The sequence below is a fragment of the Leisingera sp. ANG59 genome, from assembly GCF_013317235.1.
Classification (GTDB): domain Bacteria; phylum Pseudomonadota; class Alphaproteobacteria; order Rhodobacterales; family Rhodobacteraceae; genus Leisingera.
In genome coordinates this window covers 43,488-65,164 of record NZ_WLCM01000019.1, presented here as the reverse complement: position 1 = coordinate 65,164, position 21,677 = coordinate 43,488, and the positions used below count along the sequence as shown (strand labels likewise).

Sequence of the window (21,677 nt, the reverse complement as noted above, 5' to 3'; positions counted from 1 at the left end):
ATGTGAGACTGAAGAAGGGTTTACCCCTAATTCGCGCTTAAGTTTGGGCGCATTCATCAGCAAACGTCAAGGGCGCTATCAGGAATTTCGATGTACGAATTCCGCACGCGGGCCTTGCGCACGGAATTTTGTTTCGGGCTACCCCTGTGGAAAAGTAATTTCTTGTCCTCTCAGGAAAAATCGAAGAATCGCTTGGCGTGCAGGAATTCCTGCCGTTTCACTTCGGCTGCGGCCCGGGCTTCCTCGTCCACGCCCCACTGCTCCTCCTGCCAGCGTTCATCCAGCCGCGACAGCAGCCAGATCTCCTCGGCGCTGCGCCAGCCCGAAGCGGCCGCAAACCCAAGGATCAAAGAGCCTGATATGCCTACGAGATCGTGAAACGCAGCCAGCTGGAAGGAGGTCAAGGCATGGGTTTTTTCTGCCAAAAGCGCCAGTGCCGCGGCCTCTTGCGACTGGTGAAGAACCCCGGTCCGGGGCTGCAGCCGCACCCCCAGTTCAGCCGCTGCCCAGTCCAGAACCGGGTCCCATTCGGCGGCCTGACGGGCCGCCAGTTCAACCGGAGAGTCAGCCCGGTAACACAACAGATCGCTGTCGCCGTATTCAGCCAGCATCGCCGCAACTTCGCTGTGCTGATGTGCCACCTTGTCAATTGCCGCGTTGGCGGAGCGGGTGCAGGGCATGGATTTCGGGTCAACTGATTCGGTCTGGGCGTCCCATTCCGCGGCAATCGCCTCGGCCATCTCCCGCGTCGGCACAGCCAGCGGCGCCTTGGCCGGGGTCTTGACCCGGCGGCCGTCCAACTCCACCGCAAAACCGTCTCCGGTCTCCGCTACGGTGACCGCTTTCCAGAACCGTTTCTGTGCCCAGCCGCTCATATCCTAGCCCTTCCAGATCTCTGCCAGCAGCGGGCGCAGCTCCGCGAAATCACGGATCAGGTAATCGGCGCCCAATGTCTCTGCCGGGTGATAGCCCCAGGGCACGGCGATGGTGGTGACCCCCGCTGCGCGCCCCATTTCAATGTCAAACCGCGTGTCGCCGATCATCACGGTGTTTTCGCGCTCCACCCCGGTCTCCACCATCGCGGTCAGAACCATCGACGGATGCGGTTTCGACGGGTGATGATCCGCCACCTGCCGGGTCACGAAGCAGTTCAGCCCATGCGCCGCGATCAGCGCGTCAACGCCGCGCTGGGATTTGCCGGTGGCGACCCCCAGCAGGTATTCCGGCACCTCATTGAGCTCTGCCAGCATCTCCTGCGTGCCGGGATAGAGCGGCGAATGCGCCGCGCCCGCCTCCTCGCGCGCCAGCATGTAGGAGGACTTGTAGCCCTCCACCAGCGCCTCCAGCGTAGGCGCATCCTGCTCCGGTGCCAGCTCTGCCATCGCCAGCGGCAGCGACAGGCCAACGATGGACAGGATCGCCTCGCGCGGCGGTGTTTCTAGGCCAACCCCTTGAAACGCCTCTGCCATCGCGCTGGTGATCGCGCCCTGGCTGTCGACCAGGGTGCCATCGACGTCAAACAGGATCAGCCGCAACGGTGAACTCACTTCAGATCCTCGAACGGGTCGTCCGCCGCCAGGTCCTCGGTCCAGCCGAAAGTGTCCCAGCTTTCCTTCATATGGTCGGGCAGCGGCGCAACCACGGCGATTTCCTTGCGGGTCACCGGGTGTTCAAACACCATCCGGCGCGCGTGCAGGTGCAGCTTCCTGGAGATCACCCCGCCGATCTGCGCGCCCCAGCCGTCACCCAGGTTCTCCTGCCCGGAGCCGCCGTATTTGCCGTCACCGGCAATCGGATGGCCCATGCCGGACATATGCGCCCGCAGCTGGTGGGTGCGCCCCGTAATGGGCTCCATCGCCACCCAGGCAGCACGGCTGGCCACACGGTAGAGCGTGGCATAAAGCGTATGCGCGCGCTTGGCACCCGGGGTATCGTCGATGTCGTGCGGATGCACGTTGATCATCTTCTCGCCCTCGCCGGATTTGCCATGCCCCGGTGCCTTCACCAGCCCGTTCTTGATCTCGCCCAGATACGGCGTCGGCACGCCCGCCACCAGCGCCCAGTAGATCTTGCGGGTGTTCTTGTGGCGGAAGGCGGCGGTCAGCCCCTGCGCCGCCTTGCGGTTCCTCGCCAGCACCAGCACCCCGGAGGTGTCCTTGTCGATCCGGTGCACCAGCTTGGGTTTTTCCTCCAGCCCGAACTTCAGCGCCTCGGCCAGCCCGTCCACATGCTTGGAGGTGCCGGAGCCGCCCTGCACCGCCAGCCCGGCAGGCTTGTTCAGCACGATCACATCATCGTCGCGGTAGATCACACAAGCCTGGATCATCTTGGCATCGGCGTCCGAAATCCGCATCGGCCGCGCCTCAGCCGGCTTCATATCACTCTCGGCCAGCGGCGGCACCCGCACCACCTGCCCCGTCTCGACGCGGGTATTGGCCTTCACCCGGCCGCCATCAAGCCGCAGCTCGCCCTTGCGGCACATCTTCTCGATGCGGCCCTGGTTCACATGCGGAAACAGCCGCCGCAGCCAGCGGTCGATGCGCTGGCCGCTGTCGTCTTCGCTGACGGTAATCATCTGAACGCCGCTCATGCGAACACTCCTCTTGCGGCCATCAGGCCCAGAAACAAACCGCCGACCGACAGGCCCACGGACAAAGCTACATACAGCGCCGCCTGCCCGAAGGCGCCGCGCTCGATCAGGTTGGCGGTCTCCAGCGAGAACGCCGAGAAGGTGGTGAACCCGCCCATCAGCCCGGTCATCACCAGGGGGCTGAGCCAGGTCAGATCCCTTAGCGCCGCCGCCACCACGAACATCCCCATCAGAAAGGAGCCGAGGATATTCACCGTCAGCACCGCCACCGGAAAGTCGTGATGCCCCAGCAGCCGGATGATGCCCAGCCCGGCCAGATAGCGGCACACCGCCCCGATTGCGCCGCCAAGGGCCACCATGGAAACCGAAGAAATCATCCCCCGTCCTGTCGCCGACGCAGGCAAGGATGTCAAGTTTTGCCCGTGTTGCACAGCGCGCAGGGCTGCCTGTTACAGGCTCCCGCCCCTTCTTCTTTATGCAAATACTCCCGCCGGAGGCAGCGGCTTTGCCGGCAAAGCCGCTTTACTTGTTCCGCTTCAGCCTGAGGTTCGCAAAATAGTCCGTGCGCCGCTTCAGCTCGCGCTCGAACCCCCGTTCCACCGGCTGGTACAGCACCGGCCGCTTCACCCCGTCGGGGAAGTAGTTCTGGCCGGAGAACCCGTCCTCCGCATCGTGGTCATAGGCATAGCCGTCGCCATATCCCTGCTCCGCCATCAGCTTGGTCGGCGCGTTCAGGATGTGCTTGGGCGGCGGCGCGCTGCCGGTGGTCTTGGCCAGCCGCCGCGCCGCCTTGATGCCGACATAAACCGCGTTGGATTTTGGTGCCAGCGCCAGGTAGACGGCGGCATTCGCGAGCGCCAGCTCGCCCTCCGGGCTGCCAAGGCGTTCGTAGGTCTGCCAAGCATTGAGGCAAACCGTGTTGGCCTGCGGGTCGGCCATGCCGATATCCTCGGTCGACATCATCGTAAGCCGCCGGGCCAGGAACCGCGGATCCTCACCGCCCTCCAGCATTCGCGCCAGCCAATAGAGCGCCGCATCCGGATCGGAGCCGCGGATCGATTTGTGCAGGGCAGAGATCAGGTTGTAGTGCTCGTCACCGGACTTGTCGAACTTGGCCGCCCGGCGCATCAGCCGGTTTGAGAGCGCCTCGCGCCCCAAGGGCGCCTCCACCTTCCAGGCAGCAACCTGTTCGATGAGATTCAGGAGTGCCCGCCCGTCGCCATCCGCCATCTCGTGCAGCGCATCGCGGGCATCCCCGCTCAGCGGCAGGGCGCGGCCCAGCTCCTTCTCGGCGCGCTGGGTGAGACGTTCGAGGTCGGCCAGCGACAGCCGCTCCAGCACCAGCACCTGGGAGCGGCTGAGCACAGCGGCGTTCAGCTCAAACGACGGGTTCTCGGTGGTCGCCCCCACCAGCAGGATGGTGCCATCTTCCATATGCGGCAGGAAGCCGTCCTGCTGGGCCTTGTTGAAACGGTGGATCTCATCCACGAACAGCAGCGTGCCCTGTCCGTTCTCGCGGCGGATCTTTGCGGCCTCGAACACCTTCCTGAGCTCCGGCACACCGGTGAAGATCGCCGATATCTGCACGAAATGCAGGTCGGTTTCCTGCGCCAGCAGCCGGGCGATGGTGGTCTTGCCCACGCCGGGCGGCCCCCAGAAGATCAGCGAGGACAAGGAGCCAGAGGCCAGCATCACGCCCAAGGGCGCCTCCGGCCCTAGCACCTGCTCCTGGCCGATCACATCCGCCAGCGACTGCGGCCGCAGCCGGTCGGCCAGCGGCCGGTTCTTGCTGGGCTGCTGCGCATCGCCGTCCGACGGCGCCGGGGTGCCGAACAGGTCCGCCATCAGGTGCGGAACCGCAGGGTGACGCGCTGGCCGCGGCGGTTGAGGTCCAGCTGAATCCAGCGGCCGCTGTTCGCAAGGATGGCATAAACATCCTCGGTGCTGGTGACGGGCTGGCCGTTCACCGCCAGCAGCGCATCGCCGGGCTGCACCCCGCCGCGGCCTGCGTATGGGCCGGGATCGGTGACCACCACGCCCTCCGCCGACAGCGGCAGGCCGAGCCGGGCAATCACCTGCGGATTGATCTGCGCCACCGTCAGGCCGGGCAGCGCGGTCCGCTCATCCAGTTGCACCGGGTTGGCGGGCGGCTGATCCGGCGCGGTGATCATCGGCACCGCGACCGCCTCGCGTTCCGCCCCGCGCAGGCGGGTGATCTCCGCCGTGCCGCCCAGGCCCGAGACCGACATCCGGAACACCATCTCGGACGGCGAATTCACCACCTCGCCGTCCACATGGGTGATCACGTCGCCCACCTTGAAACCTGCCTTGGCAAAGGGGCTTTCGCGGTGCAGGTCGGAGACCACCATGCCCTCCGGGACCTCCATGCCCATCGAGGCTGCGAGGTCCGCGTCCACCGGTTGACCGGCCATGCCGGCCCAAGGGCGCTGGAATTCCTCGGCGCCGGTTTTCGCCTGTTCCACGAACTGTTTGACCAGGTTGGCCGGGATCGCAAAACCGATGCCGTTGGAGCCGCCGGAGCGCGACAGGATGCGCGTGTTGATACCGATGAGGTCGCCATTGACGTCGATCAGCGCGCCGCCGGAGTTGCCCGGGTTGATCGGCGCGTCAGTCTGGATGTAATAGCCAAATCCGTCGCCGGCCCCCATGCCGGTGCGCGCCAGGCCCGAGATGATGCCGCTGCTGACGGTCTGCCCGACCCCGAACGGGTTGCCGATCGCCAGCGCCAGCTCCCCCACCTGCACTTCATCGCTGTCGCGCAGGTCCAGATGGGGCAGGTCCGCGGCCTCATCCAGCTGCAGGATCGCCAGGTCGCTGGCCTTGTCGCCCAGGATCACCCGCGCATTGTATTCGCGCCGGTCATTGGTCACCACGCGGATTTCGGTGGCGCTGCCGACAACGTGGTAGTTGGAGACCACGATACCATCCGCGGACAGGATCACCCCCGACCCCAGCGAGTTCTCCACCCGCGGCTGCGGCTTGGCGAATCCGCGGAAGAAATCATCGAAGAACGGGTCGTTCATGAACGGCGAGCGGCGGCGCTGCTGCACCTGGCGCACCACCTTGGCATAGATGTTGACCACCGCCGGAGAAGCTTCCTTGACCAGCGGCGCAAACCCCAGCGCAATCTCCGCCTGGCTCTGCGGCACCTTGGTTTCAGCCGCCGCGGGCAAGGCCAGCGCAGGCAGGGCAAGACACAGGGCAAGGGCGGTCAGGGCTGGGCGGATCATGGGGGCTCCCGTTTGTTGCTGCGTGAAGGATATGCGGAGCGCGCGCCCGGATTGCAAGGCTGGAGGCAAGCCACATCGCTGCTGGGGCGGAGGGGCGCTGCCCCTCTTGGCCTGACAGCCAATTCACCCCGGAGTATTTTCCGCAAAGAAGAAGAGGAGGCAATTTTAAGCAGGCTCTTCTTCTTTGCCCAAATACTCAATGCCGAAGGCGCGCGCCGATGGCAACTTTATGCGTCGGCCAGGTCCCTCTGCGCGGCAAGCGTGCGGCGTTTGGCAACGGCTGCAGCCAGATGCTCCAGTTCTGCCACGGTGTCCTCCCAGCCGAGGCAGCCGTCGGTGATGGACTGGCCGTAGGTCAGCGCGCCCTTGCCCAGGTCCTGACGGCCCGCCACCAGATGGCTTTCCACCATCACGCCGGTGATGCGGCTGTCGCCGCCCGCGATCTGCGCCGCCACATCGCGCAGCACCGCGGGCTGCTGCATCGGGTCCTTGCCGCTGTTGGCGTGGCTGGCGTCGATCATCACATGGCCGCGGATACCGTCCTTTTCCGCCAGCTTGCATGCTGCATCGACCGAAGCCGCATCATAGTTGGTGCCGCCGCCGCCGCGCAGGATCAGGTGGCAGTCCGGGTTGCCGCTGGTCTCCGCAATCGCGGCGCGGCCCGATTTAGCCAGCGCCATGAAATGATGCGGGTGGGCGGCGGAGCGCACCGCGTCCACCGCGATCTGCACATTGCCGCGGGTGCCGTTCTTGAAGCCCACCGGGCAGCTGAGGCCGGAGGCCATCTCGCGGTGGATCTGGCTTTCGGTGGTGCGGGCACCGATGGCGGCCCAGGCCACCAAGTCGGAGATGTACTGCGGCACCGCGGTGTCCAGGAACTCGGTGCCGACCGGCAGCCCCAGGGCGTTGATGTCCAGGCACAGGCGGCGCGCCAGGCCGAGCCCTTCGTTGATGCGGAAGGAGCCGTCGAGGCCCGGATCGTTAATCAGCCCCTTCCAGCCCGAGATGGTGCGGGGCTTCTCGAAGTAGACCCGCATCACGATTTCCAGCTCTCCGGCCAGCCGTTCGCGGACCGGCGACAGCCGTTCGGCGTATTCCATCGCCGCCTTCGGATCATGAATCGAACAGGGGCCGACCACGGCGATCACCCGGCCGTCACGGCCGTGCAGAACGTCTTGAATGGCGGTGCGGCTGGCCAGCACGGTGTCGGTGGCTGCCGCCGTCGAGGGCATTTGGGCGGCGAGGTCCTCGGGAGAGATCAGTTCCTGCATGCCGGTGATGCGGAGGTTTTCGGTCTGGGGTGTCATGTTTCAGCTTCCTTGGCGGGAGGCCCTTGGCGCTGCGGCGGATACGAAAAAACCGCCTGCGGGCTGCGGGCGGTTGGTGGTATCCTGGTGCTTTCCGGTCTCTTAACTCAGAATGCGCTGACCCCTCCGTCCGCCATATGGCGCGGATAAAAGAAATACCAGAATGCGGCATAGGTGCGGGTCATGAGCCGGACGCTAGCGGAGATTCGCAGGGCTGTCACCCCGTAAATTGGCCCCCGATGCGGCAAAGGGCCCTCCCGCGCGGGAGGGCCCTTTGCATCATCCTGCCGGCAAGGCTCAGAAGTCCTGCCACAGATCGCGGGCGGCATTGCCATCGCCCGCAGGCACCGCAACCGGCGCCGGGCTGGCCTCCACCTCCCAGTCGCCGCCGCCCCAATCCTCGTCGCCATGGGCAGAGGGGAGAGCGTCCGCTGCCGCCGCCGGAGCTGCTGGCGCAGCCGTGCTGCCATCGACCTGGAACCGCGCCACCAGCTCGGCCAGTTTCATCGCGTCGGTGTTCAGCATGTGGCCCGCCGCGGTGGCTTCCTCCACCATCGCCGCGTTCTGCTGGGTCACCTGATCCAGCTGGGTGACGCCGGTGTTGATTTCATGCAGGCCGGTGGACTGTTCCTCGGCACCCTCGGCGATTTCAGACACCAGCTGCGAGATATGGCTGACCCGCCCCACGATGGACTGCAGCGCCTGGCCTGCGCGGCCGACCAGATCGACGCCCTGATCCACCTGGCGGGAGCTGTCGGAGATCAGCGTCTTGATCTCCATCGCTGCGTCAGAGGATCGCTGCGCCAGCGCCCGCACCTCGGACGCCACCACCGCAAAGCCGCGGCCGGCTTCGCCTGCGCGGGCGGCCTCGACGCCGGCGTTCAGCGCCAGCAGGTTGGTCTGGAAGGCGATGTCGTCGATCACGCTGATGATCTGGCTGATCTGGTTCGAGGATGCCTCGATTCCGCTCATTGCGGCGACCGCGTCCTGCACCACCTCGCCGCTGCTCTCAGCCTCCTGCCGGGCCTCGCGCACGGTGTTTTCCACGTTGCGGGCGCCCTCGGCTGCCGATTTCACGCTGGCGGTCAGCTCATCGATTGCGGCCGCGGTTTCCTCCAGCGTCGCGGCCTGGCTCTCGGTCCGGTGCGACAGGTCGTCAGAGGCCTGGCTGATCTCCGCGGCCCCGTTGCGGATGCTCGAAGATGCCTCGATCACCTGCTGCACGGTGGCGTTCAGATTGTCGATCGAGCCATTGAAGTCGGCGCGCAGCTGTTCGTATTCCTCAGGGAATGCCTCGGCGATGCGGACGGTCAAATCGCCATGCGCCAGGCGCGACAGCCGCTCGCTCAGCTCGCGCACCACGCCGGCCAGCTCTGCGTCCTTGCTCTCGGCCTTTTGCTGTTCGGCCTCCTGCATCCTCACCAGCTCATCGCGGAATTTCTCCAGCGCGCGGGCCATATCGCCAACCTCGTCGCCGCGGTTCTGGCCTTGGATCTCTACCGCGTTGTTACCCTCTGCCAGCCCGCGCATCGACATCACGATGCGGCGGATTCCGGAGGCAATGCCGGAGGCAATCACAAGCGCCAGGATGCCGCCGATCAGGATGGCGCCGCCGATGGCTGCAGGGATCATGGTGCGGGTTTGGGCGCCTAGGTCCTCGTTGGCGGCGCGGCGGCTTGCCATGGCCTCAGCCCCGGCGGCCTGCAAGGCAGTCATGGTGGCGCGGAAGCTGTCGAAGTACTCCTTGCCGCGGCCCTCGGCCACCAGGTCGGCCATGTCGTCCATCGTGGCCGCGCTGCCGATCACCCGGCGCAGCTGCAGCATCGGCACCACCACCTCGCTGCGCCATTCGTCAATGATCTTGGCCACCTTGTTCAGCCTGTTTGTCTGCATCAGGTTGTCCGCCAGCGCCAGGCGGAGGTCGGCCAGCACCTCGTTGAAGCGCCCGTTGCCTTCCATATAGGGATCGAGAAACTCCCGGTCGCCCGCCAGAAGGAAGCCGCGCATGCCGGTTTCCATGTCCACAGCCGCGGCCAACAGGTCCTTGGCCCGGCTGATGATTTTGTGGGTCTGCTCCACCGCCCGCAGCGAGGTGTTAAGGTAGTCCGCATCGGCAATGCCGGCATTGACCAGCGACATAAAGGTGTTGCGCCGGTTATTCAGTTCGACTTCCTCCTCCTCGATCACATTGGTCATCTCGGTGCGGAACTGTTCGAAATAGACCCGGCCCTTGGATTTCTTCACCTCGGCGGCCATGTCGTTCATGGTCATGGCGTCGCCGATTTCCTGGCGCAGCTCGATGGCGCCGGCAGCCACGTTTTCCTGCCAGCCCGCTAGGATCTGCTCTGCCTCGTCCAAGGTGGCCAGCATATCAGCGTCGCCCGCTGCCAGCGTGCGCAGGCTGGCAAGCGTCTCAGCCACCTGCCCCTTGCCCTCTTCAAAGGGGACCAGGTATTCCTCCCGGCCCGCCAGCAGGTAGCCCCGCAGGCCGGCCTCCATTTGCGAGGCAGCCTCCGCCAGGGTCTGCGATCCGGTAAGGATTTCCTGGGTGTGGTCCACCGCCTTGGCAGATTGCTCCATCCGGCCCAGATTGAAGACCGCCAGCACGCCTACCCCAAGCACCAGCAGCAGCGGCAGCACCGCAACGGATACGATTTTCACCTTGGTGCTGAGATTTGCCAGTGAGAACCGCCTGGCCGCGGACGTCTTCTTCTTTGCCATCACATCTGTCCCGGAAATTTCGGATGCGAGAGTTAAGTCAGAAGAAAATTACGATTCCCTTTCACATGGAAAGTGAATCCAGAATGGCCGAACCTGCCGTTGCGTAACAAAAAACCCCCGCTCCGGGTGGAGCGGGGGCCAGACAGTGAACCCGAAAAGGTTCAGCGCGTCTTATTCGTCTGCCTCAGCAGTTGCTTCTTCTGCTTCCAGGCGGGCCTTGTCGGCGGCGCCTTTGGCGGAAACGTCGCGGTCGACGAACTCGATGATTGCCATCGGAGCCATGTCGCCATAGCGGAAGCCGGCCTTCAGGACACGGACATAGCCGCCCTGACGGTCCTTGTAGCGCGGGCCCAGAACCTCGAACAGTTTCGCGACGTCCTTGTCCTCTTTCAGCTTGGCTGCGGCCTGACGGCGGGCGTGCAGGTCGCCGCGTTTCGCCAGGGTGATCAGTTTTTCAACGATCGGGCGCAGTTCTTTTGCCTTGGGCAGGGTGGTCTTGATCTGCTCGTGCTCGATCAGCGAGCCGGCCATGTTGGAGAACAGGGCCTTGCGGTGCTCATGAGTACGGTTCAGGCGGCGGTAACCACGTGCGTGACGCATTTTTCAATTCCTTATCTTGCGTTTTGCTTTGTCAGGCGGCTGATGCGTGTCAGCTGCTCTCCTTGGGGCGGGTGCCCATGTCGTCCCCGGCAGGTCCGGGCATTGAAGAGGAGGGCCGAAGCCCTCCCCGAAACCATCAGAAGCTGTCTTCGAACTTCTTGGCCAGATCTTCGATGTTGTCCGGCGGCCAGTCCTCGACATCCATGCCAAGGTGCAGGCCCATGCCCGACAGCACTTCTTTGATCTCGTTCAGCGACTTGCGGCCGAAGTTCGGGGTGCGCAGCATCTCCGCTTCGGTCTTCTGGATCAGGTCGCCGATGTAGACGATGTTGTCGTTCTTCAGGCAGTTTGCCGAACGCACTGACAGTTCCAGCTCGTCCACTTTCTTGAGCAGAAGCGGGTTGAACTCGAGACCGTCGTCCTCGTCCTGGCGGCCGGCCGATTCCGGCTCGTCGAAGTTGACGAAGATGCCCAGCTGGTCCTGCAGGATGCGGGCAGCAAAGGCCACGGCGTCATCGGGGGTGATGGAGCCGTCGGTTTCCACCTTCATGGTCAGCTTGTCATAGTCCAGCACCTGGCCCTCACGGGTCGGCTGCACGTCATAGGAGACCTTCTTGACCGGCGAGTAGATCGCGTCGATCGGGATCAGGCCGATCGGTGCGTCTTCCGGCTTGTTCTTGTCTGCCGAAACATAGCCCTTGCCGGTGTTCACGGTCAGTTCCATGAACAGGTCGGCGCCGTCGTCCAGGTGGCAGATCACGTGGTCGCGGTTCAGAACCTCGATGCCTGCGGTCTCGGCGATGTCGCCAGCGGTGACAACTGCCGGGCCCTTGGCATTGATCGACAGGCGCTTGGGGCCTTCGACTTCCATGCGCAGGGACACGCCCTTGAGGTTCAGGATGATGTCGGTGACATCTTCACGAACACCGGCCACGGACGAAAACTCGTGCAGAACATTGTCGATCTGCACGCTGGTGATGGCCGCGCCTTGCAGCGAGCTCATCAGGACGCGGCGCAGCGCGTTGCCCAGGGTCAGGCCGAAACCGCGTTCCAGCGGCTCTGCGACGACAGTTGCCTGACGCGCAGGATCGTTGCCCGGCTTCACTTCCAGCTGTGCCGGCTTGATCAGCTCTGCCCAGTTCTTATGGATCATGCGTTCCCTCCATTCCTGTCCCTGCCCCATGTCCGGAAGGCCAAGGACGCCCGAGGTTTAAATGACGCACTGGGGCCCTGCGAATCAAGCGGGGCCCCAGCAAAAAATTCGGATTAAACGCGGCGGCGCTTCGGCGGGCGGCAGCCGTTGTGCGCGATCGGGGTCACATCCCGGATCGAGGTGATGTTGAAGCCGACAGCGGCCAGTGCGCGCAGAGCCGATTCACGGCCGGAGCCGGGGCCCTGAACTTCGACTTCCAGGGTCTTTACACCGTGTTCCTGGGCTTTCTTGCCCGCGTCCTCAGCAGCCATCTGAGCCGCGTAAGGAGTGGATTTCCGGGAGCCTTTGAAGCCCATGGTGCCGGCGGACGACCAGGAGATCGCGTTGCCCTGCACGTCGGAGATCAGGATCTTGGTGTTGTTGAACGAAGAGTTCACGTGAGCAACGCCGGAGGCGATGTTCTTGCGCTCTTTACGCTTAATGCGGGTTTTATCGCGTGCCATTGATCAAGCCCCCCTTACTTCTTCTTGCCGGCGATCGGCTTCGCCGGGCCCTTGCGGGTGCGGGCGTTGGTGTGGGTGCGCTGACCGCGGACCGGCAGGTTGCGGCGGTGGCGCAGGCCACGGTAGCAGCCCAGGTCCATCAGGCGCTTGATGTTCATGGTCACTTCACGGCGCAGGTCGCCTTCGACGGTGTAGTTGGCGTCGATGTGCTCGCGCACGGCCAGAACTTCAGCGTCGGACAGTTCGTTCACACGACGGGTTGCGTCGATGCCAACAGCCTCACAGATGGCTTTCGCCGAGGTGTTGCCGATACCGGTGATGTAGGTGAGGGCGATGGGAACCCGCTTTGCAGTCGGGATGTTAACGCCGGCAATACGTGCCACGTGTCACTTTCCTTTTCGTTGCGGTTCCGTAACGCCGGAACCTTTTTTCACAACACTTGACCGTGGCAGTGTGGCCAGAGGGTCCAGCATTTCGAGGTGGTACGGCAGACAGACGAATCCATCCGCCGGGAATCATTCCCAGAAGGGATGGGGTTGCCTATGTGGAATTGCCGCGGGGGTCAACCCGTGTTCGGAGAAAACGCAACCCCGGAATTGAAAACGCCCCGCGCTTATGCAGCACGGGGCACTCCGATCCGGTAAACGGGCGGCTTATTCGCCCATGATCCAAGCCATGCTCTTGCGGACTTCCTCGATCGACGCAAGGCCGTCCAGGCGCTGGAGGTTGCCCTTGGCGTAGTAGTAGCCGATCAGCGGCGAGGTCTTCTTGTAGTATTCCATCAGGCGGGTCTTGAGGCTGTCCTCATTGTCATCCGCCCGGCGCTGCACGTTGTCGCTGCCGCAGTTGGCGCATTTGCCATCGGCCGGCCAGGGTTTGGTCTGATCGTGGTAGACCTCGCCGCAGCCGCCGCAGGTGGAGCGGCCGGTGATACGGGCGACCAGCGCGTCGTCATCGACCTGCATCTCGATCACGGCGTCGAGCTTGAGATCCATCTCATCGAGGAGCTTGGCCAGCGCGTCGGCCTGGGCCAGGGTGCGCGGAAAACCGTCGAAGATGAAGCCGCCCTCGGCGCCGCCCTGCAGCTTTTCGCGGATCAGGCCGATCACGATCTGGTCGGTGACCAGCTTGCCTTCGGCCATGATGGCGGCAACTTTCTTGCCCATTTCAGTGCCGGAGGTCTGGGCCTCCCGCAGCATGTCGCCGGTGCTGAGTTGCACCATGCCGCGGGATTCAACCAGGTAGCGCGCTTGCGTACCTTTGCCCGCACCAGGCGGGCCAAGGAGAATAATGTTGGTCATCGGCGAGAGGGTCCCCGTTTTGTCCGTTTCTTGTTGCGCCCGCGCAGCTGGCTCTTCTCGATAAGGCCCTCATACTGATGCGCGAGGAGGTGGCTTTGCACCTGCTGAATGGTGTCCATCGTGACGGATACCACAATCAGAACGGACGTGCCGCCAAAATAAACCGGGATGGCGAATTGGCCGCGGAGGACTTCCGGCAGCAGGCAGACCAGCGCCAGGTAGCCGGAGCCCAGAACCAGCACGCGGTTGACCACATACTCGATGTATTCGGCGGTCTTTTTGCCGGGGCGGATGCCGGGGACAAAGCCGTTCTGGTTCTTCAGGTTGTTCGCCACGTCTTCCGGTTTGAAGGAGACGTTGAAGGTGTAGAAATAGGCAAAGAACACGATCATCGCGACGAAGAACAGCAGGTACAGCGGCTGGCCGGGGCCGAAGTTGGCCAAGAGCCAGGACATCACTGGACCGGTCGCCGCACCAGAAGAGAACGCAGAGATGGTGGTCGGCAGCAGCAGCAGCGAGGAGGCGAAGATCGCCGGGATCACGCCCGCCGGGTTCACCTTGACCGGCAGATGCGAGGAGCCGCCGTCATAGACCTTCATGCCGACCTGGCGGCGCGGGTACTGGATGTGGATCTTGCGCAGCGCGCGTTCCATGAACACCACGAACATGATCACCGCAATGACCATGATGATCACACCGATGATCACCGCCGGGCTGATGGCGCCGGAACGGCCGGAAGCAAAGAACTGGGCAATCGCTGCCGGAACTTCGGCGATGATGCCGACGAAGATGATCAGCGAGATGCCGTTGCCGATGCCGCGCTGGGTGATCTGCTCGCCCAGCCACATCAGGAACATGGTGCCGCCGACCAGGGTGATCATGCAGGCCATGCGGAAATACATGCCCGGATCGGTCGCCAGGTCGCCCTGCTCCAGCGACACGGCCAGGCCATAGGCCTGTGCGGTCGCCAGCGCCACGGTGCCGTAGCGGGTGTACTGGTTGATCTTCTTGCGGCCCTGCTCGCCCTCTTTCTTGAGCTGCTCAAGCGAGGGCACCATCGAGGTCAGAAGCTGAACGATAATGGAGGCGGAGATATAAGGCATAATGCCGAGGGCAAAGATCCCCATGCGGCCAAGCGCGCCGCCGGTGAACATCGACACCATGCCGCCGATGCCCTGGCCTGCCTGCTCCATGAACTGGCGCAGGGCGGCTGCGTCGATGCCGGGAACCGGAATGAAGGTGCCCAGGCGGTAGACGATCAAAAGGCCGATGGTGAACAGGATGCGGTTGCGCAGATCCGTAGCTTTGCCAAGGGCAGCCCAGCTGGTGTTTGCCGCCATTTGTTCTGCTGCTGATACCATGAAAAGGTCTCTTCTTTAGCGAAACGCCGCCCGGAACCGTTTTCCGGCTCGGGCGGCGTTCTAGGAAAACTCGGAGACTATGTAAGCGGCATTGGCGCCGCTCACAAGCCGTTACTCTGCGGCGGCGGGGGCTGCCACAGTCAGAGTGCCGCCAGCTTTTGCAACAGCGTCAACAGCAGCAGCGGATGCGCCGGTGACAGCGATGGTTGCTTTGGCGGTGATTTCGCCTTTGGCCAGGATGCGGACGCCGTCCAGTTTACGGCGGACCAGGCCGGAGGCAACCAGCGAATCCTCGGTGATGGAGGCCGCGTCCAGCTTGCCTGCGTCGATGAATTTCTGGATCAGGCCCAGGTTCACAACGGCGTATGCCTTGCGGTTCGGCTTGTTGAAGCCGCGCTTGGGCAGACGCTGGTACAAGGGCATCTGGCCGCCTTCGTAGCCATTGATCGATACGCCCGAACGGGATTTCTGGCCTTTGATGCCGCGGCCGCCCATTTTGCCTTTGCCGGAACCGGGGCCACGGGCCACACGGGTGCGTTTCTTGGCGGCGCCTGCATTGTCGCGCAATTCGTGAAGTTTCATGTCGCTTCTCCTTGCCGGATGTGGCCCCCGAAGCGTGATGGGCCAAACACGGCGTTTCTTGATTGGTGATTCCGTGGCGCGGAACGCCACCGGGTGCCTATAAACGGGTTGGGGCGAGGGATCAAGGGTGGAGGCGAAAGCTGTTGACTTTCGCAGACACAGCCAAAGGATGTCCGCTATTTTGATTGAGGCCGACAATGAGCAACTTAAAGAAATTTCACGAATCTTGGAGCCACCCTGACTATCGCCCAACAACCGTTAATGAGGGCGACCTAAGGGCTCTTGAAAAAAATTTGGCCATTACACTGCCTGCAAGTTATCTCTCCCAATTGCTGGAAGTAGGATTGCCTTCACCGACTGCTAGACTTTGGGACTGGCTTAGCGAAAAGGCTAACCGGCATTTCAAATGGCTCAATCGGTTTCCGCCTTTAGCGCTGATCCTTCCAGAGCGCGCACCTCACTTGGCTGACTTCCACCATCCAACCGACGTGCAGAAAGCGCTGGTGTGGCGTGAAGCCGGTATGCCGGAAAGCCTTCTTCCTTTTGCAAATGACAGCTCCGGAAACCAAATCTGCTTTGACATGGAGGCTTTGCGCGGCGGATCCCCTTGGGAGGCTCCGGTTCTCTTTTGGGATCATGACTTCTTGACAACAACAAAGCTCGCAAAAAGCTTCGATGCGTTCCTCAAGCTGTACTTGCCCTGAATCCGAATGCACTTGCCGCCCGCCAAGGCCCCTGCCCTGCCGGTTGCTCTCAGTACTGCCTGCCTCTGTCTCCGTTCCGCTTTAGGCCGTCCGTTTAAGGGTGGCGGCGCCGCCGGGGTGGAGATGGGATGGGCATTGCCCATGCGAAAACGCGTCTGCGCGCTCCGGGTGCCAGACCGGAGCCCAGTTCCAGGTGCCGGGGGTGTCAGGCCCGGCGGGTGATCATGACCGGGGATGATATTGCCAGAGACGGGTTAAAACCCCGTAGGCGGTGCGTACGGTGGCTGCGCAACGCTCTGGAGACCCCGGTTTTGAAGTTCCCGGAGGGCAGCGCCCGAACCGAGGGGTGGGCGAAGAGCGCCCACCCGTTTTGCCGGAGGCAAACCTTCGGTTTGACGGGGGCGGTTCGGGCGCTGCCCGGCGTGCCGCCGGACGGTGACTTTTTCGTGCTTGCCCGGAGAACAAACAAAAACGCCCCCGCCGGAGTGGCGGGGGCGCTTTGGGGTCGGACTGTTGGAGCGGGAGGAGGATCCATCAGCCGGCCGGGGAGATCACTTGCCGTAGACGTGCTCGCGGGCGGCGCCGGGGATGGCGCACCGGCTGAGGCCAATGTCGGCCAGATCGCGGGCCGAGAGCGCGCGCAGCGCGTGGACGGTCTGCCGGTATTCGCGGCGCAGCTGCCAGTTCCGGATCAGGCCGGACACGATGCCTGCCAGGCGGGCGGGGATGCCGGCGGAAACCGGCGCGGTGAGAGTTGAATAAGCCATTGTTCTTGTTCCTTCGCTGCGCTGCCGGAACGTGCTTCCGGCGCGTCGCTTGATCTGTTCGTCTGAGGTGAACGGGAAATAAGGATGGCCCGGCGGAGGTGCAACGGGCGCTTTGGTCTGGCGGCTATGCCGGGCACGCATAGCACAAATGCGTGAGGGATCTTGAAAGCCGGCAAAAGAAAACGCCCCCGCCCCGGATGGGGCAGAGGCGCTTTGGCCCGGGCATGAAGAGGAGGAGGAGAGGAGCGCCCGGGAGAAAGGGAGTTCTTAGCCGTAGACGTGCTGGCGCGCGATGTCGGCGATATCGCTGCGGCGGACGCCGATGTCCGAGAGCTCGTGGTCGCTCAGCGCGTCCAGCTCGTTGTAGGTGCGCTGGAATTCGCGGGCTTTGGCCCAGGAGTCGACCAGCCCTTCAACGGCTGCGCGGATGCGGGCGCTGAGGCTGTGGCCGGTGTGTGCAGCGGAGATAACATGTGCCATCGTTAAGGTCCTTGTCTGTTGCGGGCCGGGCCTATTCCCGGCGGTCCGTGTTTGGTCGTTTGCTGTGACACCGAGATAGGACCGGGGCCTGAGTCGAACAACTGACGGAACCGGCAAGCCGCTATGCATGCGCTGCAAGGGGCTTGCTGCCGGGCAAACGGCCCGTCCCGCCTCCAAGAACGCGTTTCACATGCGAAAACGCCCCCGGTTTCCCGGAGGCGTTTTCCAAAGTCAGTGCTCGAAAAGGGGCTTAGCCGCGCTCTTCGATGATCTGAACCAGATGCGGGATCGAGTTGACCATGCCGCGCACGGAGGGGGTATCCTCCAGCTCGCGGGTCTTGTGCATCTTGTTCAGGCCCAGGCCAACCAGGGTTGCGCGCTGTTTGGCGGGGCGGCGGATCGGCGAGCCGATCTGCTTGACGACGATGGTTTTTGCCATGTCTCTCTACTCCTTACGCTTCAGCTTCGGCAGCTGCCGGTGCCTCGTCCCGCTTGGGCAGGATGTCGGCGACCTTTTTGCCGCGGCGCTGAGCCACCGAGCGCGGGCTCTGCTCTTTCTGCAGGCCGTTCAGGGTGGCGCGGATCATGTTGTAGGGGTTCTGCGAACCGATCGACTTGGAGACCACGTCCTTGATGCCCAGCATCTCGAACACGGCACGCATCGGGCCGCCCGCGATGATACCGGTACCTTCAGGTGCGGTCCGCATCACAACTTTGCCTGCGCCGTGACGGCCGGACATGTCGTGGTGCAGGGTGCGGCCTTCTTTCAGCGGCACGCGGATCATCTGGCGCTTCGCCTGCTCGGTCGCCTTGCGGATCGCCTCGGGCACTTCTTTCGCCTTGCCCTTGCCAAAGCCGACGCGGCCTTTCTGGTCGCCAACGACAACCAGGGCTGCGAAGCCAAAGCGCTTGCCGCCTTTTACGGTTTTCGACACGCGGTTGATCGCGACCAGGCGATCTGCAAATTCCGGTGCCTCTTCACGCTCGCGGCGGGGGCCGCGGCGGTTTTCACGTTCTGCCATCAGGCATTCCTTTCATAGGGCGCCAGGCGCCTGTTCTATCAATCCTTGGTGAACCCGGAACGGGTCCGGGTTCCCGGATCATCGGGGCGGCCCCAAGAGGCCGCCCGCATGGGATTAGATCTTCAGGCCGCCTTCACGCGCAGCGTCGGCCAGAGCCTTCACCTTGCCGTGGAACAGGAAGCCGCCGCGGTCGAAGTAGGCTTCGCTCACGCCAGCCGCTTTTGCGCGTTCGGCGATTGCTGCACCCACTTTGGTGGCCGCTTCGATGTTGTTCTTGCCGACAACACCGAGATCTTTTTCCAGGGTCGACGCCGCTGCCAGGGTCACGCCGCGCAGGTCGTCGATCAGCTGAACAGAGATGTTCTTGTTCGAACGGTGCACGGACAGACGCGGACGGCCTGCGTTCACTTTGCGAAGCTTGTTCCGGACGCGCAGCCGGCGCTTCAGAAACAGGGTACGTTTGCTGTTTGCCATTTTGCTGGTCCTTACTTCTTCTTGCCTTCCTTGCGGAAGATGAACTCGCCCTTGTAGCGGATGCCCTTGCCTTTGTACGGCTCGGGACGGCGCCAGTCGCGGATCTTCGCCGCCACTTCGCCCACCTGCTGCTGGTCGATACCTTCCACAACGATTTCAGTCTGCTTCGGTGCGGTGATGGTGATGCCATCGGGCGCAACGAAGTCGACGTCGTGGCTGTAGCCCAGGTTCAGCTTCAGGGTGTTGCCCTGCATCTGAGCCCGGTAACCCACACCCTGAATCTCCAGCTCTTTCTTGAAGCCCTGGGTCACGCCGGTCACGAGGTTGGCCACCTGAGTGCGGGACATGCCCCACTGCTGACGGGCACGCTTGGACTTGCCGCGCGGCTCGATGGTGACAACGTTGTCGTTCACGGAGAGGGTGACGTCGTCGGTTGCGGTGAAGGTGCGGGCGCCTTTCGGGCCTTTCACTTCGATGGTCTGGCCGGACACAGAGGCGGAGACGCCGCTGGGCAGTTCGACCGGTTTCTTACCAATACGGGACATTGCGAGGCCTCCTTAGAAGACGGTGCAAAGCACTTCGCCGCCAACGTTGGCTGCGCGTGCGTTCGCGTCCGACATCACACCCTTGGGGGTGGAGACAATCGACACGCCCAGGCCCTGGCGGACCGACGGGATGTCATTGACGCCCATGTAAACGCGGCGGCCGGGCTTGGAGACCCGCTTGAGCTCGCGAATGACAGGTTCGCCGTCGAAGTACTTGAGGCTGATTTCGATGGCCGGGTGGCCATTTTCACCAGTGGTTTTCTCATAACCGCGGATGTAGCCCTCGTCTGCCAGCACGTCCAGCACCCATGCCCGCAGCTTGGAAGCCGGGGTCATGACGGTGGATTTGCCGCGCATCTGAGAGTTACGGATACGGGTGAGCATATCGCCGATAGGATCGTTCATATCAGTCTCTCCCTTACCAGCTCGATTTCACCAGGCCGGGGATCTGACCAGCAGAGCCCAGCTCGCGCAGCGCAATACGGCTGACCTTCAGCTTACGGTAGTAAGCGTGCGGACGGCCGGTGAGCTGGCAGCGGTTGTGAAGACGGGTTGCCGACGAGTTGCGCGGCAGTTTCGCCAGTTTCAGACGCGCCTTGAAGCGCTCTTCCATCGGGCGAGATTCGTCGTTTGCGATTTCTTTCAGCTCGGCACGCTTTGCGGCGTATTTAGCCACCAGGCGCTCGCGCTTCTTCTCGCGTTCGATCATGCTTTTCTTAGCCATGGTCTCTATCCTTCCCGCGCTTAGCTGTTGAAGGGCATGTTGAAAGCTTTCAACAGCGCCTTTGCTTCCGCGTCGGTTTTCGCGGTGGTGGCGATCACGATGTCCATGCCCCAGGCTTCGTCGATCTTGTCGAAATCGATTTCCGGGAACACGATGTGCTCTTTCAGGCCCATGGCATAGTTGCCGCGGCCGTCGAAGGAGGTGCCCGAAACACCGCGGAAGTCGCGGATACGGGGCATCGCGATGGTGATCAGACGGTCGAGGAATTCGTACATCCGGTCACCGCGCAGGGTCACCTTGGCGCCCATCGGCATGCCTTCGCGAACGCGGAAGCCGGCGATGGAGTTCTTTGCCACGGTGGTCAGAGCCTTCTGGCCCGCGATCGCGGTCAGGTCGGCCTGGGCGGATTTGGCTTTCTTGCTGTCTTTGACAGCAGCGCGGCCACAGCCAATGTTCAGAACGATCTTGTCCAGCTTGGGGATCATCATCTCGTTCTTGTAGGAGAACTCTTCTTTCAGGGCGCCACGGATGGTGTCCTTGTAGAGAGTTTTCAGGCGCGGGGTGTAGGTTGCAGCGTCAAGCATCAGACAGTCTCCCCGGTGGTCTTGGCGAAGCGCACCTTTTTGCCGTCTTCCTCGCGGAAACCGACGCGGGTTGCTTTGCCGTTGCTGTCCAGCAGTGCCAGGTTCGACAGGTCGATCGGCAGTGCCTTGGGCAGACGGCCGCCCTGGCTGTTTTGAGTCTGGCGGGTGTGGCGGATTGCCATGTTCACGCCTTCGACAACGGCTTTGCCGGCTTTCGGGTCAACGGAAGCAATGGTGCCTTCCTTGCCCTTATCGCGGCCTGCCAGCACGACGACCTTGTCGCCTTTACGGAGTTTCGCAGCCATAATTACAGCACCTCCGGAGCCAGCGAGATGATCTTCATGAAGTTCTTCGCGCGCAGTTCACGAACAACCGGGCCAAAGATACGGGTACCGACCGGCTCATTGTTGTTGTTCAGGATGACAGCTGCGTTCCGGTCAAAACGGATCGCGGTGCCATCTTCGCGGCGGACTTCTTTGGCGGTGCGCACGACAACGGCCTTACGGACGTCGCCTTTTTTCACGCGGCCGCGCGGGATGGCTTCTTTAACCGAGACGACGATGATGTCGCCAACGGAAGCGTATTTACGCTTGGAGCCACCCAGAACCTTGATGCACTGAACTCGGCGGGCGCCGGAGTTGTCAGCAACATCCAGATTTGTTTGCATCTGGATCATGTGGTTTCTCCCGACCTATGGGGCAGCGATGCGTGCTGGTATCCCCCAGGGTTTCGACTGACTGTTAAGTCTAGCCGCCAGGAGTCTCGGATGAGACTCTTAGGCTTCCAGAACTTCCCAGCGTTTCGTTTTCGATTTCGGCGCGCATTCGATGATGCGGACAGTGTCGCCGACCTTGAAAGCGTTCTTTTCATCGTGAGCCCGGTATTTCTTGGACTTACGGATGGTTTTCTTCAGAACCGGGTGCGTGAAGCGGCGTTCAACCGAGACGGTGATGGTCTGGGCGTTTGCGTCGCTGGTCACAACGCCTTGCAGGATACGTTTGGGCATTG

The 21,677-nt window shown here is 63.1% G+C and carries 28 protein-coding genes; 1 reads left to right on the top strand and 27 read right to left on the bottom strand.

All coding sequences use genetic code 11. The annotated features are described in order from the left end of the window. Nucleotides 1-170: 170 nt before the first annotated feature. From GKC28_RS16420 to rplO, 15 genes are all read right to left on the bottom strand, one after another. On the bottom strand, nt 171-875 hold the full coding sequence (locus GKC28_RS16420) for an ATP12 family chaperone protein (protein WP_174148079.1): 705 nt from the start codon (nt 873-875) through the stop codon (nt 171-173). Between the two features lie 3 nt (nt 876-878). After that, nucleotides 879-1,547 (bottom strand): HAD-IA family hydrolase, encoded by a 669-nt coding sequence (locus GKC28_RS16415; protein ID WP_174148078.1) that lies wholly within the window; start codon nt 1,545-1,547, stop codon nt 879-881. Then, nucleotides 1,544-2,590, bottom strand: coding sequence for an RluA family pseudouridine synthase (locus tag GKC28_RS16410; protein ID WP_174148077.1), 1,047 nt, complete (start codon nt 2,588-2,590; stop codon nt 1,544-1,546). Before GKC28_RS16410 ends, GKC28_RS16415 begins: the two co-directional genes overlap by 4 nt. Beyond that, nucleotides 2,587-2,967, bottom strand: coding sequence for a fluoride efflux transporter CrcB (gene crcB / locus GKC28_RS16405; protein WP_174148076.1), 381 nt, complete (start codon nt 2,965-2,967; stop codon nt 2,587-2,589). The genes GKC28_RS16410 and crcB overlap by 4 nt, the downstream gene beginning before the upstream one ends. 145 nt (nt 2,968-3,112) lie before the next feature. Beyond that, the gene (locus tag GKC28_RS16400; protein WP_174148075.1) at nt 3,113-4,435 is read right to left on the bottom strand and encodes a replication-associated recombination protein A; all 1,323 of its coding nucleotides are present in this window, start codon (nt 4,433-4,435) and stop codon (nt 3,113-3,115) included. Further along, entirely contained in the window at nt 4,435-5,841 is a 1,407-nt protein-coding gene (locus GKC28_RS16395) for a trypsin-like peptidase domain-containing protein (RefSeq protein ID WP_174148074.1), read from the bottom strand. The genes GKC28_RS16400 and GKC28_RS16395 overlap by 1 nt, the downstream gene beginning before the upstream one ends. 227 nt (nt 5,842-6,068) lie before the next feature. Continuing rightward, a complete protein-coding gene (locus GKC28_RS16390; protein WP_174148073.1) occupies nt 6,069-7,148 on the bottom strand; it encodes a 3-deoxy-7-phosphoheptulonate synthase in 1,080 nt (359 codons plus the stop codon). A gap of 297 nt (nt 7,149-7,445) precedes the next feature. Next, nucleotides 7,446-9,869 carry a CHASE3 domain-containing protein gene (locus tag GKC28_RS16385; protein WP_174148072.1) on the bottom strand — a complete coding sequence of 808 codons (2,424 nt, stop codon included), beginning with the start codon at nt 9,867-9,869 and terminating at the stop codon, nt 7,446-7,448. A gap of 171 nt (nt 9,870-10,040) precedes the next feature. Next, nucleotides 10,041-10,469 carry a 50S ribosomal protein L17 gene (gene rplQ / locus GKC28_RS16380; RefSeq protein ID WP_174148071.1) on the bottom strand — a complete coding sequence of 143 codons (429 nt, stop codon included), beginning with the start codon at nt 10,467-10,469 and terminating at the stop codon, nt 10,041-10,043. 136 nt (nt 10,470-10,605) lie between these two features. Then, nucleotides 10,606-11,622 (bottom strand): DNA-directed RNA polymerase subunit alpha, encoded by a 1,017-nt coding sequence (locus tag GKC28_RS16375; protein WP_174148070.1) that lies wholly within the window; start codon nt 11,620-11,622, stop codon nt 10,606-10,608. Nucleotides 11,623-11,735: 113 nt separating this feature from the next. Then, nucleotides 11,736-12,125 (bottom strand): 30S ribosomal protein S11, encoded by a 390-nt coding sequence (rpsK, locus tag GKC28_RS16370; protein ID WP_019298013.1) that lies wholly within the window; start codon nt 12,123-12,125, stop codon nt 11,736-11,738. Nucleotides 12,126-12,139: 14 nt separating this feature from the next. Next, nucleotides 12,140-12,508 (bottom strand): 30S ribosomal protein S13, encoded by a 369-nt coding sequence (gene rpsM / locus GKC28_RS16365; RefSeq protein ID WP_019298012.1) that lies wholly within the window; start codon nt 12,506-12,508, stop codon nt 12,140-12,142. Between the two features lie 270 nt (nt 12,509-12,778). After that, on the bottom strand, nt 12,779-13,426 hold the full coding sequence (locus GKC28_RS16360) for an adenylate kinase (RefSeq protein WP_019298010.1): 648 nt from the start codon (nt 13,424-13,426) through the stop codon (nt 12,779-12,781). Beyond that, on the bottom strand, nt 13,423-14,787 hold the full coding sequence (gene secY / locus GKC28_RS16355) for a preprotein translocase subunit SecY (protein WP_174148069.1): 1,365 nt from the start codon (nt 14,785-14,787) through the stop codon (nt 13,423-13,425). Before secY ends, GKC28_RS16360 begins: the two co-directional genes overlap by 4 nt. A 111-nt stretch (nt 14,788-14,898) precedes the next feature. Beyond that, nucleotides 14,899-15,369, bottom strand: a complete 471-nt coding sequence (gene rplO, locus GKC28_RS16350; RefSeq protein ID WP_019298008.1) for a 50S ribosomal protein L15 — start codon at nt 15,367-15,369, stop codon at nt 14,899-14,901. 197 nt (nt 15,370-15,566) lie between these two features. Between rplO and GKC28_RS16345 the strand changes: the two genes are divergently transcribed. Beyond that, nucleotides 15,567-16,073 carry an SMI1/KNR4 family protein gene (locus GKC28_RS16345; RefSeq protein ID WP_174148068.1) on the top strand — a complete coding sequence of 169 codons (507 nt, stop codon included), beginning with the start codon at nt 15,567-15,569 and terminating at the stop codon, nt 16,071-16,073. Nucleotides 16,074-16,624: 551 nt separating this feature from the next. Here the strand turns inward: GKC28_RS16345 and GKC28_RS16340 are convergent. From GKC28_RS16340 to rpsQ, 12 genes are all read right to left on the bottom strand, one after another. Beyond that, the gene (locus GKC28_RS16340) at nt 16,625-16,840 is read right to left on the bottom strand and encodes a DUF1127 domain-containing protein (protein ID WP_174148067.1); all 216 of its coding nucleotides are present in this window, start codon (nt 16,838-16,840) and stop codon (nt 16,625-16,627) included. Between the two features lie 267 nt (nt 16,841-17,107). Then, nucleotides 17,108-17,320 carry a DUF1127 domain-containing protein gene (locus GKC28_RS16335; RefSeq protein ID WP_174148066.1) on the bottom strand — a complete coding sequence of 71 codons (213 nt, stop codon included), beginning with the start codon at nt 17,318-17,320 and terminating at the stop codon, nt 17,108-17,110. A gap of 250 nt (nt 17,321-17,570) precedes the next feature. After that, nucleotides 17,571-17,759: a 50S ribosomal protein L30 gene (gene rpmD / locus GKC28_RS16330; protein ID WP_019298002.1), complete on the bottom strand. Its 189-nt coding sequence runs from the start codon at nt 17,757-17,759 to the stop codon at nt 17,571-17,573. Between the two features lie 13 nt (nt 17,760-17,772). After that, nucleotides 17,773-18,342 (bottom strand): 30S ribosomal protein S5, encoded by a 570-nt coding sequence (gene rpsE / locus GKC28_RS16325; RefSeq protein ID WP_019298001.1) that lies wholly within the window; start codon nt 18,340-18,342, stop codon nt 17,773-17,775. 114 nt (nt 18,343-18,456) lie between these two features. After that, nucleotides 18,457-18,816 carry a 50S ribosomal protein L18 gene (rplR, locus tag GKC28_RS16320; RefSeq protein ID WP_174148065.1) on the bottom strand — a complete coding sequence of 120 codons (360 nt, stop codon included), beginning with the start codon at nt 18,814-18,816 and terminating at the stop codon, nt 18,457-18,459. 11 nt (nt 18,817-18,827) lie between these two features. Continuing rightward, entirely contained in the window at nt 18,828-19,361 is a 534-nt protein-coding gene (gene rplF, locus GKC28_RS16315) for a 50S ribosomal protein L6 (protein WP_039191295.1), read from the bottom strand. Nucleotides 19,362-19,373: 12 nt separating this feature from the next. Then, nucleotides 19,374-19,766, bottom strand: a complete 393-nt coding sequence (gene rpsH, locus GKC28_RS16310; RefSeq protein ID WP_008554600.1) for a 30S ribosomal protein S8 — start codon at nt 19,764-19,766, stop codon at nt 19,374-19,376. 13 nt (nt 19,767-19,779) lie between these two features. Beyond that, on the bottom strand, nt 19,780-20,085 hold the full coding sequence (gene rpsN, locus GKC28_RS16305; RefSeq protein ID WP_019297997.1) for a 30S ribosomal protein S14: 306 nt from the start codon (nt 20,083-20,085) through the stop codon (nt 19,780-19,782). 20 nt (nt 20,086-20,105) lie between these two features. Continuing rightward, entirely contained in the window at nt 20,106-20,669 is a 564-nt protein-coding gene (rplE, locus tag GKC28_RS16300) for a 50S ribosomal protein L5 (protein WP_039174354.1), read from the bottom strand. Continuing rightward, nucleotides 20,669-20,974, bottom strand: a complete 306-nt coding sequence (gene rplX, locus GKC28_RS16295; RefSeq protein ID WP_019297995.1) for a 50S ribosomal protein L24 — start codon at nt 20,972-20,974, stop codon at nt 20,669-20,671. The genes rplE and rplX overlap by 1 nt, the downstream gene beginning before the upstream one ends. A gap of 2 nt (nt 20,975-20,976) precedes the next feature. Continuing rightward, nucleotides 20,977-21,345, bottom strand: a complete 369-nt coding sequence (gene rplN / locus GKC28_RS16290) for a 50S ribosomal protein L14 (protein ID WP_005621870.1) — start codon at nt 21,343-21,345, stop codon at nt 20,977-20,979. A gap of 99 nt (nt 21,346-21,444) precedes the next feature. Continuing rightward, nucleotides 21,445-21,675, bottom strand: coding sequence for a 30S ribosomal protein S17 (gene rpsQ, locus GKC28_RS16285; RefSeq protein WP_174148064.1), 231 nt, complete (start codon nt 21,673-21,675; stop codon nt 21,445-21,447). Between the last annotated feature and the right edge of the window lie 2 nt (nt 21,676-21,677).

Bases quoted from the DNA above. Each gene is read 5' to 3' on its own strand.
- GKC28_RS16345 (WP_174148068.1), top strand. From the start codon at position 15,567: ATGAGCAACTTAAAGAAATTTCACGAATCTTGGAGCCACCCTGACTAT.
- GKC28_RS16395 (WP_174148074.1), bottom strand. From the start codon at position 5,841: ATGATCCGCCCAGCCCTGACCGCCCTTGCCCTGTGTCTTGCCCTGCCT.
- GKC28_RS16340 (WP_174148067.1), bottom strand. From the start codon at position 16,840: ATGGCTTATTCAACTCTCACCGCGCCGGTTTCCGCCGGCATCCCCGCC.
- rplX (WP_019297995.1), bottom strand. From the start codon at position 20,974: ATGGCTGCGAAACTCCGTAAAGGCGACAAGGTCGTCGTGCTGGCAGGC.
- GKC28_RS16360 (WP_019298010.1), bottom strand. From the start codon at position 13,426: ATGACCAACATTATTCTCCTTGGCCCGCCTGGTGCGGGCAAAGGTACG.
- rpsK (WP_019298013.1), bottom strand. From the start codon at position 12,125: ATGGCACGCGATAAAACCCGCATTAAGCGTAAAGAGCGCAAGAACATC.
- rpsE (WP_019298001.1), bottom strand. From the start codon at position 18,342: ATGGCAGAACGTGAAAACCGCCGCGGCCCCCGCCGCGAGCGTGAAGAG.
- secY (WP_174148069.1), bottom strand. From the start codon at position 14,787: ATGGTATCAGCAGCAGAACAAATGGCGGCAAACACCAGCTGGGCTGCC.
- rpsH (WP_008554600.1), bottom strand. From the start codon at position 19,766: ATGAACGATCCTATCGGCGATATGCTCACCCGTATCCGTAACTCTCAG.
- rplE (WP_039174354.1), bottom strand. From the start codon at position 20,669: ATGCTTGACGCTGCAACCTACACCCCGCGCCTGAAAACTCTCTACAAG.
- rplO (WP_019298008.1), bottom strand. From the start codon at position 15,369: ATGAAACTTCACGAATTGCGCGACAATGCAGGCGCCGCCAAGAAACGC.
- GKC28_RS16400 (WP_174148075.1), bottom strand. From the start codon at position 4,435: ATGGCGGACCTGTTCGGCACCCCGGCGCCGTCGGACGGCGATGCGCAG.
- GKC28_RS16385 (WP_174148072.1), bottom strand. From the start codon at position 9,869: ATGGCAAAGAAGAAGACGTCCGCGGCCAGGCGGTTCTCACTGGCAAAT.
- rplR (WP_174148065.1), bottom strand. From the start codon at position 18,816: ATGGCAAACAGCAAACGTACCCTGTTTCTGAAGCGCCGGCTGCGCGTC.
- rplF (WP_039191295.1), bottom strand. From the start codon at position 19,361: ATGTCCCGTATTGGTAAGAAACCGGTCGAACTGCCCAGCGGCGTCTCC.
- rplN (WP_005621870.1), bottom strand. From the start codon at position 21,345: ATGATCCAGATGCAAACAAATCTGGATGTTGCTGACAACTCCGGCGCC.
- rpsQ (WP_174148064.1), bottom strand. From the start codon at position 21,675: ATGCCCAAACGTATCCTGCAAGGCGTTGTGACCAGCGACGCAAACGCC.
- rpsN (WP_019297997.1), bottom strand. From the start codon at position 20,085: ATGGCTAAGAAAAGCATGATCGAACGCGAGAAGAAGCGCGAGCGCCTG.
- GKC28_RS16410 (WP_174148077.1), bottom strand. From the start codon at position 2,590: ATGAGCGGCGTTCAGATGATTACCGTCAGCGAAGACGACAGCGGCCAG.
- rpmD (WP_019298002.1), bottom strand. From the start codon at position 17,759: ATGGCAAAAACCATCGTCGTCAAGCAGATCGGCTCGCCGATCCGCCGC.
- GKC28_RS16390 (WP_174148073.1), bottom strand. From the start codon at position 7,148: ATGACACCCCAGACCGAAAACCTCCGCATCACCGGCATGCAGGAACTG.
- GKC28_RS16375 (WP_174148070.1), bottom strand. From the start codon at position 11,622: ATGATCCATAAGAACTGGGCAGAGCTGATCAAGCCGGCACAGCTGGAA.
- GKC28_RS16420 (WP_174148079.1), bottom strand. From the start codon at position 875: ATGAGCGGCTGGGCACAGAAACGGTTCTGGAAAGCGGTCACCGTAGCG.
- crcB (WP_174148076.1), bottom strand. From the start codon at position 2,967: ATGATTTCTTCGGTTTCCATGGTGGCCCTTGGCGGCGCAATCGGGGCG.
- rplQ (WP_174148071.1), bottom strand. From the start codon at position 10,469: ATGCGTCACGCACGTGGTTACCGCCGCCTGAACCGTACTCATGAGCAC.
- GKC28_RS16335 (WP_174148066.1), bottom strand. From the start codon at position 17,320: ATGGCACATGTTATCTCCGCTGCACACACCGGCCACAGCCTCAGCGCC.